13 protein-coding genes and 1 pseudogene are annotated in these 16,974 nt (G+C 40.1%); 8 read left to right on the top strand and 6 right to left on the bottom strand.

What is annotated here, in order from left to right; all coding sequences use genetic code 11:
* Nucleotides 1-56 precede the first annotated feature (56 nt).
* A complete protein-coding gene (locus B2X33_RS04755; RefSeq protein WP_296668010.1) occupies nt 57-1,493 on the bottom strand; it encodes an ASKHA domain-containing protein in 1,437 nt (478 codons plus the stop codon).
* 74 nt (nt 1,494-1,567) lie between these two features.
* Nucleotides 1,568-2,128: a hypothetical protein gene (locus B2X33_RS04750; RefSeq protein ID WP_296668008.1), complete on the bottom strand. Its 561-nt coding sequence runs from the start codon at nt 2,126-2,128 to the stop codon at nt 1,568-1,570.
* Between the two features lie 312 nt (nt 2,129-2,440).
* Here B2X33_RS04750 and B2X33_RS04745 point away from each other — a divergent pair, with 312 nt between their 5' ends.
* The 4 genes and pseudogenes from B2X33_RS04745 to B2X33_RS04730 all read left to right on the top strand — a co-directional run.
* A complete protein-coding gene (locus B2X33_RS04745) occupies nt 2,441-3,469 on the top strand; it encodes a thiamine ABC transporter substrate-binding protein (RefSeq protein WP_296668007.1) in 1,029 nt (342 codons plus the stop codon).
* A gap of 25 nt (nt 3,470-3,494) precedes the next feature.
* Nucleotides 3,495-5,021 (top strand): ABC transporter permease, encoded by a 1,527-nt coding sequence (locus B2X33_RS04740; protein ID WP_296668005.1) that lies wholly within the window; start codon nt 3,495-3,497, stop codon nt 5,019-5,021.
* On the top strand, nt 5,008-5,685 hold the full coding sequence (locus B2X33_RS04735) for an ABC transporter ATP-binding protein (protein WP_296021386.1): 678 nt from the start codon (nt 5,008-5,010) through the stop codon (nt 5,683-5,685). The genes B2X33_RS04740 and B2X33_RS04735 overlap by 14 nt, the downstream gene beginning before the upstream one ends.
* Nucleotides 5,686-5,850: 165 nt before the next feature.
* A pseudogene (locus B2X33_RS04730) lies at nt 5,851-7,182 on the top strand (MATE family efflux transporter); the annotation flags it as partial.
* Between the two features lie 16 nt (nt 7,183-7,198).
* On the opposite strand, the gene pyk reads toward B2X33_RS04730, so the two are convergent.
* Nucleotides 7,199-8,626: a pyruvate kinase gene (gene pyk, locus B2X33_RS04725; protein WP_296021416.1), complete on the bottom strand. Its 1,428-nt coding sequence runs from the start codon at nt 8,624-8,626 to the stop codon at nt 7,199-7,201.
* Nucleotides 8,627-8,880: 254 nt separating this feature from the next.
* Entirely contained in the window at nt 8,881-9,579 is a 699-nt protein-coding gene (locus B2X33_RS04720; RefSeq protein ID WP_296021426.1) for a DUF2259 domain-containing protein, read from the bottom strand.
* Nucleotides 9,580-9,729: 150 nt separating this feature from the next.
* Between B2X33_RS04720 and B2X33_RS04715 the strand changes: the two genes are divergently transcribed.
* A complete protein-coding gene (locus B2X33_RS04715; protein ID WP_296021431.1) occupies nt 9,730-10,554 on the top strand; it encodes a hypothetical protein in 825 nt (274 codons plus the stop codon).
* Here the strand turns inward: B2X33_RS04715 and B2X33_RS04710 are convergent.
* Both B2X33_RS04710 and flcA read right to left on the bottom strand, forming a co-directional pair.
* Entirely contained in the window at nt 10,539-11,159 is a 621-nt protein-coding gene (locus B2X33_RS04710) for a diacylglycerol/polyprenol kinase family protein (RefSeq protein ID WP_296021436.1), read from the bottom strand. The two genes, B2X33_RS04715 and B2X33_RS04710, sit on opposite strands and share 16 nt — an antisense overlap.
* A gap of 49 nt (nt 11,160-11,208) precedes the next feature.
* The gene (flcA, locus tag B2X33_RS04705) at nt 11,209-14,523 is read right to left on the bottom strand and encodes a periplasmic flagellar collar protein FlcA (RefSeq protein WP_296668000.1); all 3,315 of its coding nucleotides are present in this window, start codon (nt 14,521-14,523) and stop codon (nt 11,209-11,211) included.
* Nucleotides 14,524-14,815: 292 nt separating this feature from the next.
* On the opposite strand from flcA, the gene B2X33_RS04700 reads away from it, so the two are divergent.
* From B2X33_RS04700 to B2X33_RS04690, 3 genes are all read left to right on the top strand, one after another.
* Nucleotides 14,816-15,535 carry an early set domain-containing protein gene (locus tag B2X33_RS04700; protein WP_296667998.1) on the top strand — a complete coding sequence of 240 codons (720 nt, stop codon included), beginning with the start codon at nt 14,816-14,818 and terminating at the stop codon, nt 15,533-15,535.
* Nucleotides 15,536-16,024: 489 nt separating this feature from the next.
* On the top strand, nt 16,025-16,567 hold the full coding sequence (locus B2X33_RS04695) for a GNAT family N-acetyltransferase (protein ID WP_296021451.1): 543 nt from the start codon (nt 16,025-16,027) through the stop codon (nt 16,565-16,567).
* A 210-nt stretch (nt 16,568-16,777) separates the two neighbouring features.
* Nucleotides 16,778-16,974, top strand: a 197-nt coding sequence (locus tag B2X33_RS04690) for a hypothetical protein (RefSeq protein ID WP_296667997.1), incomplete at its 3' end; no start/stop codon positions are given.

Raw genomic sequence — 16,974 nt, 5'->3', positions numbered from 1 at the left:
TCCGATAATGACGAGAAGACAAGCCCAAAAATGGCATCAAATTATAAAACCCGAAATTAAGGGTATTTAAATTCAATTGAACTTATGTATCTTTCCTGGAATTCAGGAACTGCGGCAAGGTTTATCTGGATTGAATGATTTTTAATTTCCATTGCCTTTTTTCTCAAAGTTTTAGAAAAAAGCATTGCGGACGCTCCTGCAAGAGCTGCATTTCCGAGTGGAACACAACGATTTTTAAGTTCGTTTGGAATAAGACCTATTGTGCAGGAATCTTCCATATCGAGGTGCGAACCAAAACCGCCTGCAATACAAAAAAGCGGAACATCAGGAGAACGCTCAAGCATATAGCGCAAACCTGCATAAACCGCAGATTTCGCAAGCTGAAGATTTCTAATATCCTGCTGAGAAAGATAAACAGCAGGTGTCAATTGAATGCAAAAAGAACCGTCGCCAAGTTTAGAAATATTTTTCCGTATTACGCCAGATTTATCGATAAAATTGTTTTTTAAGAACGTGCTTCCGGCACTTACAAGCCCTGAACCGCAAATTCCTTTTGCATTGCCGCTGCCGATTACAGAGCAGCAGAGCTTTCCGTTTTTATATTCAATTTTTTCAACCGCGCCATCAACTGAACTCATTCCGCAACTGATATTCGCCGCCTCAAAAGCAGGACCCGCAGCAGCCGAAGTGCACAGAATTTTTGCAGGCTGTTCTTTCGTTTTTGGAATAAAAAGAGCAATTTCTGTATTTGTGCCAATATCTGCGAGCAAGAGCGGAGTTTGAACAGGAATGTCCCAGCACAAATTTTCATCGCTTTCTGGAGAAGGGAAACCCGCCGAAAGCATTGCGCAGACAGTGTCCGCGCCAATAAAAGCCCCGACACAAGGAGGAAAATAGACCGGAGTCTCGGAATCAACTGAACTTGCAGCAAAAAGCTGTAAAATTTCCGGGGTTGGAAGATCCAGATTTGAACATTTTTCGTTGATTTTCCCACTGCGAACCTTGTCCCAACTTGCCGTAAAGCCAAAATGAGAAGCTGGAGTAAAAGGAGCGGCGGCAAGACCTTCGACCGGAAACGCGCAGACAAAACTGAGCATTGTCGTGTTTCCAGTAATTACGATTTTAGAAACATTTAATTGAATTCCGCGCATTGTTTTTTGAGCAGCAAGCGCCAGCGCGTGAGCAAACATTCTTTCTAATTGCGAAATAATTGCATAATGAAGGGCTGACTCTCCTGTTTCTACGACAGCAGAAGAACCTGTAAGAGGCGGCCGCGTTGCAAAAGAAATACGGCGGATAACATCGCAGCCATAGCGGGCCTGAAGATTTTTTTCCGCAATGACAGAAAGGCATTTTTTTGAGGAAAGCGACCAGATTTTTACAGCAACAGTTGTCGTTCCGACATCTACTGCAATTCCAACATCTGTAATATTAACCTGCTCCGGCTGTTCTTCTGGAATTTGCGGTAAAAATCCCTGTGTTTCAATCTGCATCGCTTAGTCCCATAACATAATAAAGTCTGTATTTTACAGGATAAACCAAAAATATCTTAAATGCAATTTTTTTCTTAGTTTTTTGAAATGCGGAACTTTACTTCCAAAATATTGTCGCTCGAACCGCCTCTCGGCATGTGCCGCCAGTTTGCGCAGACTTCCGGTGCGTAGCCTTTTTTTCCATAACCAAAATCGTAGGAAATGCCGAAGGCAAATCCATTTCCAAAATTTGTGCTTTCGATATAATCTTCAATGTCCTGCAAACTTACAAAATCTGTGCGTCTGCCAAGACAGTACTGAACAGTTGTGCAAAGGCCTGCAAGCCCAGGATAAATTTTAAAACCTGCAAAACCGCAGTAATCCCAAAGAATAAAGTGCTCACTGCCTTTCCAGCGCGCGTCTATTATAGAATCCATTCCGAAAACAAGTTTTACAGGCTCGGCAACTGAAAAATTAACGGAAAAATCTCCGCACAAAATAACCTGGCTTTTTTGGTCAAAATCAGAAAGCAAATTTTTTAAATCTTTGTCACCGTAAAAAACATAGCCTGAACCGACACCAAATTCAAACTGTGGCTCGGCAAAAACTGAAAATACTGAAAAAAAACATACAAAAAGGAAAAAATATTTTTTCATAAAGATATTATCGGAAAAAAGACGTAAAAGGTCAATTTTTTAGTTTTTAAGAAAATCTTAGCCCGTGCCGGAGCAACGCCGAAGGCGTCTTTTTGCAAGGCAAAAAGATGGAGCGAAAGCGGAATTGCGCAGCGGACGGATTGACGGCTAATTGCGCTCCAAAATAAAAAAGTTAAAACTCACTTTACACAATTTATGTATATTTTTACAATGTGCTTTGTACCGGGGTGGGAAGAATTTTCCCTGAGATTACACCCGCAGAACTTCGTATGAGGTTCCAACCTGATCCGGATAATGCCGGCGGAGGAAGATATGCTTAGACACATCTTTAAAATTTTTCTCTTTTCTATTTTAGTTTCTATTGGTTTTTCGGGCTGCTCTAAAAAAGCAGGTGATTCTGCGCGTCAAAATGAAGTTGTTGTTTACACTTATGACAGTTTTTGCGGTGAATGGGGGCCTGGAGCGGCAATTGCAAAAAAATTTACGGAAAAAACTGGTTTAAAAGTTACCTATGTTGATTGTGGCGACGGAGTTGAAATTCTTTCGCGCGCAGCTCTTGAAAAAAACAATGTCCAGGCAGACGTAATTTTGGGCCTGGACAACAATCTTGCGAAAAAAGCGGCGGAACAGGATATTCTCGAAGCCTACAAACCTGCTGGTTCTGAATCGATTTCTGAGGAGCTGAAAAAAGCCTTGGGCTCAAAAAATCTTTTGACTCCTTTTGACTACGCTCCTTTTGCAATCGTGTTCGATACAAAGGCTAATATTCCTGCTCCAAAATCGCTCGACGACCTTACAAAACCAGTCTACGCAAAAAAAATCATTTTGATGAATCCGCGGACTTCTACTCCTGGACTTGGGTTTGCCGCATGGACTTGCGCTGTAAAAGGCGAAAAAGTTCTTGACTACTGGAAAGCTTTAAAACCAAATATTCTTACTATGGCTCCTGGCTGGAGCGCAGGTTACGGACTTTTTACAAATGGAGAAGCTCCGCTCGTTTGCAGTTATACGACAAGCGCGGCTTATCACTACGAATACGACAAAACCGACAGATACCAGGCTTTGATTTTTGACGACGGACACATTCTTCAGGTTGAAGGCGCCGGACTTGCAAAAAATGCTCCGAACAAAAAAGGCGCACAGAGTTTTCTGGACTTTTTAATCAGCGAGGACGCACAGAACGAACTGCCGCTTACACAGTGGATGCTTCCTGCAAACAAAAATGTAAAACTTCCGCAGTCTTATCTTGACGGAACTCCTTCTCCTAAGAAGCTTTTGTCTTACGATACTGAAAAAGTTAATGCCGCTGTCGAACAGATTATGGCTGTTTTGGGCGAATAAAAATTTTTAAAAGGTTTTAGAAAAGATGAACGCAGTCCTGTCTGCAAATGTTTTTTTTCGCATTGCCGGTTTTTCGGTCTTTCAGGCACTGCTATCGACTTTTACGGCCCTTTTAATCGGACTTCCGGCTGCTTTTTTTTGCGGCCGGAGAAAATTCTTTTTAAAAAACTTTTTGCTTTCGCTTTCTTCTGTTCCGTTCTGTATTCCTTCGCTTTTGGTCGCTTTGGGCTACGTTAGTTTTTTTGGAATGAACGGAGCTTTGAACAATTTTTTGATGTTCATTTTTGGCAAGGATAGACCGACTGTCACTTTTTTGTACAGTTTTTTGGGAATCATAATCTGCCACGGTTTTTATAATTTTCCGCTCGTAATGAGCACTGTAAGTTCTGCCTGGGAACGCCTTCCGAGAGCAGAATCGGACGCGGCAAGGCTTTTAGGCGCCGGAAATTTTAAAATTTTCCGGTCAATTACGATTTTTCAGCTTTTGCCTTCAATAATATCAGCCTGTATTCCAGTTTTTTTGTACTGTTTTTTTAGCTTTATGATTGTGCTTCTCTTTGGCTCAGTCGGAACGACAACCCTCGAAGTTGAAATTTATCAGCAGGCAAAAGTCAATTTGAATTTTGGAGCGGCATTAAATCTTGGCTTTTTGGAAACGCTGATTGCCCTTTTTTTGGTCACGATTTACACATTTATTGAACAAAAATCGAAAGGCCTAAAAGGCATTTTTTTTTACGGCGAATCCCTCGAAAAAACGAAAATCTGCGGATTTGAAAAAATTTTTGCATTCATTCTTTTTTTCCTGATTTTTTTGTTTTTTATCTGCCCTCTTTTTTCGATTTTTTACAACGGATTGAGCTCAAAACGGCTTGATTCGAATTTTACTTTCTATAATTTTATTCATCTTTTTAGCTCGCAAAGTTTTTGGAATGCTTTTTTATGGACGTTTATAACAGCCCTGCTCTCTGGATTTTTGTGCGCGGCAATTGCCTTTTTTTACGCAGCCGTTCTCAAGGTTTTTGATCCGACAGGCCGTTTTTTTATTTTTAGGATAATTCCACTTGCGCCAATGGCAATTTCGAGCGTTGTAGTTGGAGTTTTGATTACAATTCTTGTCCGAAAAGGAAATTTCTTAATTCTTGTCTTGGCTCAATCACTTTTAAACTGGCCGGTTGCGTTCAGACAGATTTATGCAGAACTTGAAAAACTTCCTCAGACGACAGTTGAAGCTTCTTCGATTTTGAGCCGTTCGCCGTTCGACACAGTTTTTAGAATTTTTCTTCCAGTTTCAAAGCGTTCTTTTTTTAGGGCGACAGTTTTTTGCTTTGCTCTGAGTGCCGGTGATGCGACACTTCCGCTCGTGCTTGCAATTCCCCGATTCAATACGCTTGCGCTCTACACTTACCGTCTTGCAGGAAGGTATAAATTTAACGAAGCCTGCGCTTCCGGAGTAATACTTGGAATTTTATGCGCGGTGATTTTTTCGCTCGGCAAACTAGCCTCTGGCAGAAAATTGAAAAAACAGGAAGGCTCAGAAAATGGCATTTTTTAGTGCAAAAAATTTAAAAAAAGAATGGGAAAATTTTTCCCTCGATGTTTCCTTTGAATGTGAAAAATCCACAATGACGACGATTTTGGGACCTTCCGGCTCAGGAAAATCTTCCGTTTTGCGCCTGATTTGCGGTCTTGAAAAGTCGGAAACAGCAGAAATAAATCTTGGCGGAAAAGACATAACGAAAGTTGCTGTGCAAAACCGAGGAATCGGCATGGTTTTTCAGAGCGCGAACCTTTTTGGGCATTTAAGCGTAGAAGACAACGTTTCGTACGGGCTTGTCTGCCACGGAACTAAAAAAAAAGAAGCTAGAAAAATAGCTTGCGAATTCTTGAAAAAGTTCAATCTTGAAAATTTCGGAAAGCGCTCTCCGGAAACTCTGAGCGGCGGCGAAGCGCAGAGAGTGAGCCTTGCAAGAACATTGATTGTAAAACCGCAGCTTGTGCTTTTTGATGAGCCTCTTTCGGCACTGGACGCGCCTTTAAGAAAAAAGCTCGCCGCAGAAATCCGCAGACTGCAAAAAGAAATAGGCTTTACAGGAATAATGGTTACACACGACCTGGCAGAAGCAAAAGCCGTAAGCGATAAAATCATTTTAATAAAAAAAGGCCGCATAATCTGGCAGGGAGACGCCAAAGACTTTAACGAAAATATGCTGGAATAAAAAAAACGATAACAAGCCGTCTTGAGCGAATGCGACTAACGGTAAATTGGAGAGTTTTTCTGAGAGCAGCTTCAATTTTTAGACAACTAATATTTTATGAACAAATTTTTATCAGTCTGAAAATTAAAAACCAATTGTAAATCAAAATCTCTCTCATTAAAATTACGGTTTATGGAAGTAAAAGGCAGACAACTTTTTCAGCTGCTCGTCCCTCTTATGGTCGAACAGCTTTTAAATTCATTTATGGGAACAGCAGACACCGTCATGATTACAAAATGCGGTTCGGCTGCAATTTCGGCAGTTTCTCTTGTCGATTCGATAAATGTAATGATTGTTTTGATTTTTTCAGCAATGGCTACTGGCGGAGCAATTCTTTGCAGCCAATATCTCGGTCGAAAAGATATAAAAAAGGCCTGCCACGCTGGCAAACAGTTAATTCTTTCTGTAACTTTTGTTTCTATCGTTGGAACTGCAATCCTGATTCTCTTTAAAAAATCAATTCTTTCGCTTATTTTTGGTTCTGTAGAAGCGGAAGTTATGTCAAAATCTGAAATTTATTTTTTTATAACAGCACTTTCCTACCCTTTTATTGCAATTTATAATTCGGGAGCAGCAATTTTTAGGGCAGACGGAAATTCAAAGCTTCCGATGATTGTTTCTACAATTTCGAACATTCTGAATATCATAGGAAACGCCATTTTTATTTTTGGATTAAATATGAGCGTTGCAGGAGCGGCCTTAAGCACTTTGATTTCGAGAATTTTCTGTGCTGTTGTAATTTTGATTCTGCTAAACCGGACAAAACAGCAGATTGCGATTGATTCTTATCTTGCAAAACCAGATTTCCGCGAAATTTCTCAGATTTTAAGAATCGGAATTCCTTCAGGAATCGAAAACGGAATGTTTCAATTTGGAAAACTTGCAATTCAATCTTCGGTTTCAACTCTTGGAACAGCCGCAATTGCCGCAAATGCGCTCACTTCAGTTCTGGAAAGTTTTTCAAGCCAGGCTCCAATCGGAATAGGAATTGCTCTTATGACGCTCGCAGGACAAGCTTACGGCGCAGGCGACTACAAGCTTGCAGAAAAATACATTAAAAAACTCACTTTTTTCAGTTTTATCGCAGTAGCAATTTCTTCGCTCATTGTAATCGGATTTATAAAACCTCTCACAGTTCTTTCTGGAATGGATGCGGACGTTGCGCTTTTGACAATTCAGCTTTCTGTTTTTGTGCACGTAATAAAGCCGTTTGCCTGGAGTTTTTCTTTTATTCCTCCGTACGGAATGCGTGCAACCGGAGATGTGCGTTTTCCAATGCTAGTTTCGACAGTCACAATGTGGACTTGCCGGGTCGCTCTCACGATTTTCCTTATCCGCGTACTAAAAACAGGTCCTCTTGGAGTTTGGATTGGCATGAGCAGCGACTGGGTTATCCGTTCCGTAATTTTCTTCTTCAGATTTAAATCTGGAAAATACATTCACAGAACGGCAATATAAATTCAAAAACTTTTGTTTATCTGTAAACTTTGCGGACAGTTTCTACTTTTATCATATTCGTGTGGCCGCTGTTGACACCTACCTGCCCGCCAGTCAAAACCACTGTATCACCGATTTTAAGATTAAGTATTTTTACAGCGCGCTGAATCGCATGAAATAAAAGAACATCGAGAGAATCGTATTCCTCGCACAAAAGCGGAATTACTCCCCAAGAAAGCGCAAGTTTACGGTAAACTTTTTCTGATGTCGTTGAGCCGATAATCTGCACAGGCGCGCGAAAACGGCTCACCATTCTTACTGTCAAACCGCTCACAGAATTTACAACAATGCACTTTGCGCCAACATCAATTGCCATCTGACAGGTTGAATGAGAAATTGCGTCAAGAATATTGCGGTTAACAAATTCCGTATAATTGAAGCGTTTTTTGTAATTTATATGCTGTTCAGTATATTCTGCAACACTGGACATTGTTTTAACTGCCTCGACAGGATATTTTCCTGCGGCAGATTCTCCAGAAAGCATGATTGCAGAAGTTCCGTCATAAACCGCATTTGCAACGTCAGAAATTTCGGCACGAGTCGGACGAATATTGTTAATCATAGATTCGAGCATTTCCGTTGCAATAATAACGCGTTTACCAAGAAGACGGCATTTTTGCTCGATTTCTTTCTGAACGACAGGCACTTCCATAAAAGGAATTTCAACGCCTAAATCTCCGCGGGCAACCATAATCCCGTCAACAACAGAACAAATTTCTTCGATATTTTCAACACCGGCACGATTTTCGATTTTTGCAATAATATCAATTTCTTTTCCGCCGTTGGCGTTTAAAAATTCACGGACGTCCTGGGCATCTTTTTTTGTAGAAACAAACGATGCCGCCACAAAATCAACGTCCTGCTCAATTCCAAACAAAAGGTCGCTCTTGTCCTGTTCGCTCAAAAAAGCGCTGTTTAAAAGTTTTCCAGGAAAATTCATGCTTTTTTTGTCAGAAAGCGCGCCTCCAACCTTAACTTCTGTAATAACATCGTGACCTTTTACGTCAGTAACTTCGCAGATTACAAGTCCGTTGTTTACAAGAACTCTGTCGCCAGGCTTTAAATCATCGGCAAAGCCCTTGTAATTTACAGAAACCTTGTTTTCATCGCCTTCGATTTCGTCGGTTGTAAAAGTAAAAGTCTGGCCTTCTTTTACAACAATTTTATGTTCTTTAAAAGTTCCAATTCTGTATTCTGGTCCTTTTGTATCAAGCATAATCGCCAGAGGAATTTTTAATTCGTTGCGAACTTCTTTTATAAGATTGATTTTTTTTAAATGCTCTTCGTGTGTTCCGTGCGAAAAATTAAGCCGGGCAACATTCATTCCGGCCTTGCACATTTCAATAAGAACTTTTTTAGTTTCGCTCGCAGGTCCAATCGTACAAATAATTTTTGTTTTGCGCATTTTTTCCACCTTTCCAAATTTTGAGCAAGTATACAGAACTTTAAGGATTTTGAAAATAGAAAAAATTTGCAAAGTCGCGCAGTTACGGTTAAAAAGGCAATTTGCAGCCCGGACATTAGCCAAGCCGAAGGCTGTGCGAAGCACCGCGCGTGAGCAAGTGGCGGTTGGCCGGTTTGAGCAAAAAATGTGCTCCATAAATAAAAAATCCCGGCACTTTTTTTACGGCCAGGATTTTTTTGCAAGTTTTTATTTTTTTACAGATGGATTGTTTCGACCATGTAGCGGATGCACGTGCCTGTCTTGTTTTCGACCTGCTTTTCGACTACGAACACAAAATTGCGGCCGCTTTTGTCGCTGAAAATCCGGTTGATTGTGTAGCCTGTTACGCCTTTGCGCTTTATGTCAGGATTTCCGACAATGTCGCGGCTGATTACATCGCCGTTTTCGTCCTGTTTTTCTACTGCGATAAAGAAAGAAGACTTGCAGTTTTCTCCTGTGCCTTCGACATTTTTTATGAGTTTAATATGGTAAAAAACGCTGCGCTCTGTGCTCGATCCTTCAAAATCCTTAAAAACGATTTCGCCGGTTGAAGACGGAATTTCGCGTGTAAAAAGGAGATTGTCGGCTTCTGATTTTTTTAAATTGTATTTTTTGAGCACCCAGCTTGCCTTTTTTAGAAGTTCTTCGTAAACTTCGCGGCCTGTTTTTTTTGCAGTCGCTTCCGATGGATTTATGCGGAAAACTTCGCCGTCAATCCAGTCGTTTTTTTCAATATCAACGCAATAAATTTCCGCGTAGCCCTGAAAAGTTTTATCTGTTTTTCCGTATTCTGCAAAAACGTAAGTTTTGCCGTCTTCGGAAAGTCCGAGATCAACAAAAGCCGCAGCATCTCCAGCAAAAGAAAGTGAAACCGTTGCAAAAATTGTGAATAAAATCAAAAGATGCTTTTTCATTTTTTTCTCCCATTCAATGCGCATAAAAAGCTGATTTTTTGTATGCTGTCCATGCCTGCATTTTTTAAGCGCCTGTTATGCTCTATATTTATTTTCGGATTTTAAATGCTCTCTCTTTACTTAATTTTTGTTTGCTTTTAATATTTTTTTATGACTTTAAAGACTCGCAACCGCATGATGCAGATTTTCTTCTATTTTTCGCTTGTCTGCATTGCAAGCGCCCTAATTTTTTTTATTATAGCGCTTGTAAACAAAGCTATTACTCCGCCGCCTAACCTGCGGATTCCAGCATTTATAGAAAAAATCGGATTCTTAAAATACAATTTTATTGCAACGATGATTTCAATTTCGCTGATTGTTTTTTTTGCGCCTGTTACTGTTTTTTATGCGCTTAAACTTTTTGAAAACACTCAGTCAAACGAAATTGTCTTTTTTCTTGCATTTTTGACTGGCTGTCTTTGCGAAGGAGTGCGCTTCTTAACGCCGCTTTTTGGTTTGTGGTCAACTTTTTCTGATCTTCTGTTTTTTTGCGGAAGAATTATTTTTATCGGACGGCTTTTGTGTCCGCTGAGCTTTCTTTTTGCGGCTCTTGCAAGTTCTGCAGAGCAGCGCCAGGATATTGAACGGAATATTACGATTCTTTTTGCAATAACTGTTGTTTTTGCGATTATTGCGCCTATCAATACGGCAAGAATAAGTTCTGCCGGAACCGTCACATGGGGATTTCCAAGACTGTTTTTTTGTTCGCGGCTTGCATTTACTGCATTGAGTTTTATTTCGTTTTGGATTATGGCAGTCAATCAAAATACTGACGAATATAAAAAAGTTGCCTTTTCAATGTTGTTTATTCTTTCTGGATATGGATTTTTGGTAATTTCGGACAACTTCGTCTTTATTATTTTGGGACTTCCGCTTCTTCTTTTGGGAACGTATAGATATTTGAGAGCCTTGCATTCACTTTACATGTGGAGATAAAAAAGTTGAGAAAGCCCGCCGATTGCAACAGGAATCAGAATGTTGTCATAATCTTTTAGCGGCAATCCTTCAATCAAAGTTGCAACGAGGGCAAGAAAAAAGCACAAAATTGAATTATGCAAGACAAAAAAGCTCGAAATAAAAACTGCGGCAAAACAGGTAAGGCTTCCAGCCGCTGTCTTTCCTCCAGTCAAAGGAACTTCGACCCTGCCAAATGTTTTTCCTGCAAGGCTTGCAAGTCCGTCGCCAAATGCAAGAGAAAATATCCCGACTGTAGAAAATGGTTCTTTCCAAAGAATAGAGCACAAAACAATTCCCAAAACCAAGGTTACCGGACCGAGAACAAATTTATTGTCATCACGTTTTCGGGCGGCAGCGACCGTTATTGAACTTATTAGCGGAACACAGACACCGTTTAGCCTTAAAATTTCAGAAACTGAATACAAAACGGCTGCGCAAACAAGGCAAATTATCGCTGGAATTTTATAAAAATGAATAAAAATTGGCACAAATGCAGTACAAATATGAATTGTTTTTCGGAAAACTTCTTTTTTGAGCGAAATAAAGTGCTTTTTTATGTCAATTCCAATTCTAATGCAAAACATTTTTCAAAAATTCCGGATTTTCAACTCTTTTGTTCTTTGCGGCTTTATTCTATTTTAGCACTTTTTCTCCAACCAAAGTGCGCGGAATGTCTGTATAAATTGCAGGTTCAAATTCCGCCATAGAAGCCGAAATATATTTTGAATTTTGCAGGGCAAGGTTGCTTCCGCCAAGCCGAACCATCGTTTCCTGGTTTCTTGTAAGAGCATCCCAGGCTCGAATTGATTCGACAAAACATTCAAAACTTTTTCCGTTCATCTGGCTGTTGCCTGTCTGACGAGCAATTTTATTCAAGACAACTCCAAGGTTGTTGGTTGTTTTTAAAATCATTTCTACAAGCTGCGCATCATCTTCCTTAGCCTGAGGAAAAAGAAGCGCATGATGAGCTTTTTCTTCGTTTAAAAGGCTTAAAAGACGGTTGTAATAACCTTGAGCCGCAAAATTATCTCCGCGGAGAGCAAGCGTGTTTCCGGCTGCAAGCAGAAGGTTTTGATCTGCATCTTTTTTTTCTAAAGCCTTTATAAAAAATGTGAGCGCATTTTCGTAATTCTGCTTGTTATAATTTATAACACCGATTCTGTAATTTACAGTCGGAGTTGAATTTTTATTTAAAACTGAATACTCATAATTTTTTAAGGCCGCATCCATATCGCCAGAAATAAAGTATTCAATATCTCCCATGTCCGCATACAAAATTCCTGTATTTAAATCGCCTTCAAGTCCGTTTTTTTCGTTTTCTCTTTGGAAAAGGTCAATTCCGCGGGTGTACGCTTCCTGAGCTTTTATGTACTGGCTTAAATCCGTGTAAAGCTCGCCCAAAAGACGGCAGGCGTCAATTTCGCTGTAAACGCTTTTTTTTGTGCGGACACTAAGCTTATCAAAACAGTCAAGAGCAACCAAAAGTTTTCTTCTTGCAGATTCAAAATTTGAATTTCGGATAAAGTAGCGCGCAAGATTGTAATGGGCAAGAGGGTTTTTTGAATCTTTTTTTTCTGCAATGTCAAGCATCGCTTTTACATCTTCAATTTTTGCACGTAAATATTCATCTGAACGGCTCAATTTTCCGTAAAGCTTGTCCAGAAGGTAGCCTGAAAGTTCTGTCCAGTCTTTTGCTTCCAAAGATTTTTCGCGCGGATAAAAACGGCTTTTAAGCTCTATGACATTTTTTAATTTGTCAGTGCGGATAAAATAACGGAGCATTCTCGACATATAGAAGTCTGTAGCTCCATAAAGCTGAATCAAATCGGAATAAGTCTGCCTTGCCTGTTCATATTTTGAAAAATCTGTTTCGCCCCATTCAAGAAAAACATCGCCCAAAAGCAAAATTCCATCAGAATCGTTTATGTGCCAGTCTAAAATTTCGCGGCGGACAATTTCTTCAGAACGCTCATAGTTTGCGCGGTCATAAAGCTCCATTTTCGCCCAGTCGAGCCCAGCATTTTTGTCGTGCTTAAAAACTCCAAGAATATTTTTGTACATTTGAGCCGCACGTTCAAACTGCTTGTGCTCACGGTAACCTTCGGCATATTTAAAAAACCATTTTTTTACAGGTTTGTACTGAACCGCATCAACAAATTTAGATTCTGACTGAGGATATTCGTTGTTCTGAAGAAGGGCATATCCCTGCTTATAAATAATATTTGCCATTATAGGCTTATAAACGAACAAAACGCCAGCCCGGAAAAGCAGAGAAACCACAAAAGCAATTACAATTCCTGCAATCGTTCCTGGAATGATTCTATTTTTTAACTGAAACTGAAAAGACTGCTTGTACGCTTCGTACTGGGCAAAAGAACGCCTCTCGTAATCTCTCGGAACGTCAATTGAAATGTCGAGCATTTTTTCCAATTGGGAAGCAATCTGTCTTGCAGGCGCCTTGTTGAGAATTTTTTGAATGATTTCAAAAACAGCGTCGTCGGTAAATTCGTTCTTTACGACTAAATCTTCAATCGCAAGCCGAAGATTGAGCGGATATCCAGAAAGATTTTTTCTAAAAGTTTCATATTCTTCTTCGGTGAGAGTATTTTTTGGTCTTCCGCTCTTTGCCTGAGAAAAATCGACAACATCAACTTTTGGCCGTCCACGCTTGTCAAATGCGGCAGTCTGAGTGTCCGAAAATCCAGGAATTTTAAAATCATCGTCAAGAAGAAAGTCATCGTCCGGTAAATTTTTACCGATTCCAGGCAATGAGGTTTCCGGAAATTCATCTCCACTAGAAAAAGAAGCATTTCCTGTTCCAAAATCAATATTTCCGTCACTTCCAAGCTCTTCGATTGAACTCGAAAAATCTTCCGCAGGAACATCAACCGAAGCGTCAACAGGACTAGAAAGCCCTTTTAAAATTTCGGCGGCCGCAGTGTCATTTTCTTCTTCCGTTGTCTTAGAGCCAGAACCTTCCGAAGAGACAGGATTTTCTGAACCTGCAGAGCCTTCCGAGAAATCAGAATTTTTCGGACTTTCCATAGAAAATGAATCAAAATCCGGAAGATTAAAGTCGTTCAGACGGGTGTCCGGACTAAAATTTGAATCGCTGTTCAAATTTTCATCAAACTTTTCATCTGTTTTTTTAGATTCTGAAAGCCCCATAGGATTTTCAATATTCTTAGTCTTATCATCAAGTTCAAACTCCGAAGAATTTGCAGCGTTTTCAGGGTTTTCAGCATCTTCAATGTCTGGCAAAGGAGAAAAACCGTCTTTTTCGACAATATCTTCCGGAAGATCGGCATTTAGGTCGATAGCTTCGCCGTTAAAAGCAAAATCGTCATCGTTTTTTGAAGCCGTATTCTCAGTTCCAAAATCCATATCGTCCGGCAAATCCGGCATTTGAATGCCTTCAAAATTGTCAGATTTTTTTTCAGGCTCAGAAAGATTTTCGCCAGAAAGCCCATCAAACGGCACATTTTCCTGCTCAGCCTCAGTTTGAGCACTTTCTTCAGGAGCGGATTTTAAAAGCGCCTCCAAATCAAGATCTTCCAGAGGAATTTCTTCCGGCTCTTTTTTTTCAGGTTCTTTCTTTTCAGGCTCATCAAGAAATTCGCTTAAATCAGGCTCATCGCCAGAGTGCGAAGCATTGGAATCTAAAAGCGAATCCAAATCTGGAACAGCATCATTTTCTTGTGTCTGAGAACTTAAATCTTGCTCATTTTTTTCTTCGCCAGAATCAACAGCAGATACGGAATTTTCAGGAGAATCATCCGTTTTTTCAGGAAGTCCAAGAACAAAATCTTCAGAATCGTCTTCTTCAGAAATTCCTTCCGGAAAAGGAACAACGGCAGGTTTTTCACCGCGCTGGGCACGAATTTTAACTTCGTCACCAACATTCTGCATATCACTGGCAAATTTCTTTAGCTGATTTAATCCCGGCATTTCGTTTTTTTACTCCAGACAAAAATTGGCAGGTTTCTCTAAAAAATTCTAGAGCCCTGATTACAATTCAAGATTCAATTCTACACTCATTTTCGGAAAATCAGAACCCTTGCTTTAATAATTTGGGCGGCTTTTTTGCTCCGCAAAAAAACGGGCTATCCGGGGTTCCGCGCTAACCGCGCTGCATTGGCGTTTGCAGGCAACCGCCAACGGTTTCCGCCCCTTCTATCCCTGCCACAAAACTTAATTTAAAAAATCTAAACTCCGTTCAAAAAATACCGAAAATTCCAGTATGAAAAAGTTTGCTGTTTTTACATTTTTTGCATTTTTTGTTTTAATTAGCGTTTCTGCAAAAAAAGATGAGCCAAAAAAAGACACTTACGATTACGACAATCTTGTAACTTCTGTAAGAGGAGTAACTTCACCTTTGATAAGCGATGAATACATTCTCTTTACAGCAGAAAAAAACGCCCGTAACGTAGGAATTGCCTTCGATTTTGAAAATTTCAGCAAAATTCACGCATTTTCGCTGCGCAAGCTTTTCGACTACGAAGGAGAACAGACAAGCTCATGGTATTTTTACGTTCTGAAAATTCCTCCAAAAACACAAAAAATTTCCTACAAACTTGTAATCGACGGCCTTTGGACAGTTGATCCGACAAATCCAAACACCCAATACGACTCAGAAAACGGAATAGAATTTTCGTGCATAGAAATTCCGCAGACAAAAAAAAATATAACCGAAAAAATGCCCGACGGATTTACAAAATTTACCTGCAGCTTTGAACCAGGCAAAAAAATCAGGCTGGCAGGCACATTTACAAATTGGGACAGCTGGATTTACGAAATGACAGAAACTGCCCCAGGAAAATACGAAATTTACCTGCCGTTGCCGCCCGGAACATACTATTACGCCTATTTTACCGGCCTAAAACAGTTTATCGACACAACAAACCCGTCAAAAGCCTACACCGCCGAAGGCAAAACAGTATCTTCGATTGTAGTCAAATAGCCTGAATTTCGAGTTTTATAATTTAATGTCATTATCGGGCTTGACCCGATAATCTATTGAAAATTTCCAACAGATTCCTGACCGAGTTTACTGCGTAAACATCGCAGTGTCGTAGCACGGGAATGACACTTAAATTACTGTTCTTATCAAAACTCGAAATTCAGGCTAAATAAAAAAAGACTATTGTTTTTTTTACAAGTCAATTTGCGGCTTAGGGATTGGAATGGTAAGCCCGTTTTGAAAAAAACGGGCGAAAACAAACGCTTGCGTTTGGTCGGAGGCGTATGCCGTAGCCATGGAAAGCCCGACGGCGCATTGCGCCGGAAGCTCCTTTTTATAAATGTTTTTATGATTTTTATTTTTCAATGCGCCAAACTATAATTTATTTTCAAAATCTTCCATATTTTCAACACCTAAAAAAAGTGATAAATTTCTTCTATTCAAAAAATCAAAAAAAAGGAAAAGATAAATTTCCAGGTCTGAAAAAAAATGGATACAAACATCTCAAGAACACTGATAAGAAAAGCGACACAAAAAGACACTGCGGCAGTCCAAAGAATTTACGATAATATTCACACAGAAGAGGAAAGCGGACGCGCGGAAATCGGCTGGATAAGAGGAATCTACCCTGACGCACGTACAATCAAAGATGCTCTTGCAAGGAACGACCTTTTTGTCGTGGAAATTGACGGAAAAACTGCCGGAACAGTCATATTCAACCAGATACAGGTAGACTCATACAAAGGCGCTCCGTGGCAATATGATGCGCCGGACAGCGAAGTTATGGTCATGCATACACTTGTCATAGACCCGGCAGAAAAAGGCAGAGGACTTGGAAAAGCGGTTGCAAAATTCTACGAGCAATATGCTCTTGAAAACGGATGCCGCTATCTAAGGATAGACACAAACGAAAAAAACTCCGCCGCCCGCTCATTCTATAAAAAACTCGGCTATAAAGAAATCGGAATCAGAGGCTGCACTTTCAACGGAATAAAAGGCGTAAACCTTGTGCTGCTTGAAAAGAAAATATAAAATCCGTGGCGATATGCGTACATAAGCGCTGTGCAAAACAAATTTTCTCTTCTATTTTCAACACTTTAAAAAAGTGATAAACTTTCTTCTATTCAAAAATCAGAAAGACAAAACGCAACCTTGAAAAGGTTTCTTTTTTTCTTTCAAACTTTTTTTCTTCCAAAATCACAAATCTGCGTTCAAATTTTGCGGATAAAACGAGGTCAGAAAATGTATCCATTTCAGAACATCGAGCCAAAATGGCAAAAATACTGGGACGAGCACAAGACGTTCAAGGCTGTTGAGGACGAGTCTTTTCCAAAAGAGAAGCGCCGCTACGTTCTCGATATGTTCCCTTACCCGAGCGGAGCGGGACTTCACGTAGGACACCCGGAAGGCTACACAGCCACAGACATTTACTCGCGCTT

The sequence above is a fragment of the Treponema sp. UBA785 genome (genome assembly GCF_002297065.1).
In the GTDB taxonomy this organism is placed as follows: Bacteria; Spirochaetota; Spirochaetia; order Treponematales; family Treponemataceae; genus Treponema_D.
This window is presented reverse-complemented; position numbering and strand designations above follow the sequence as displayed.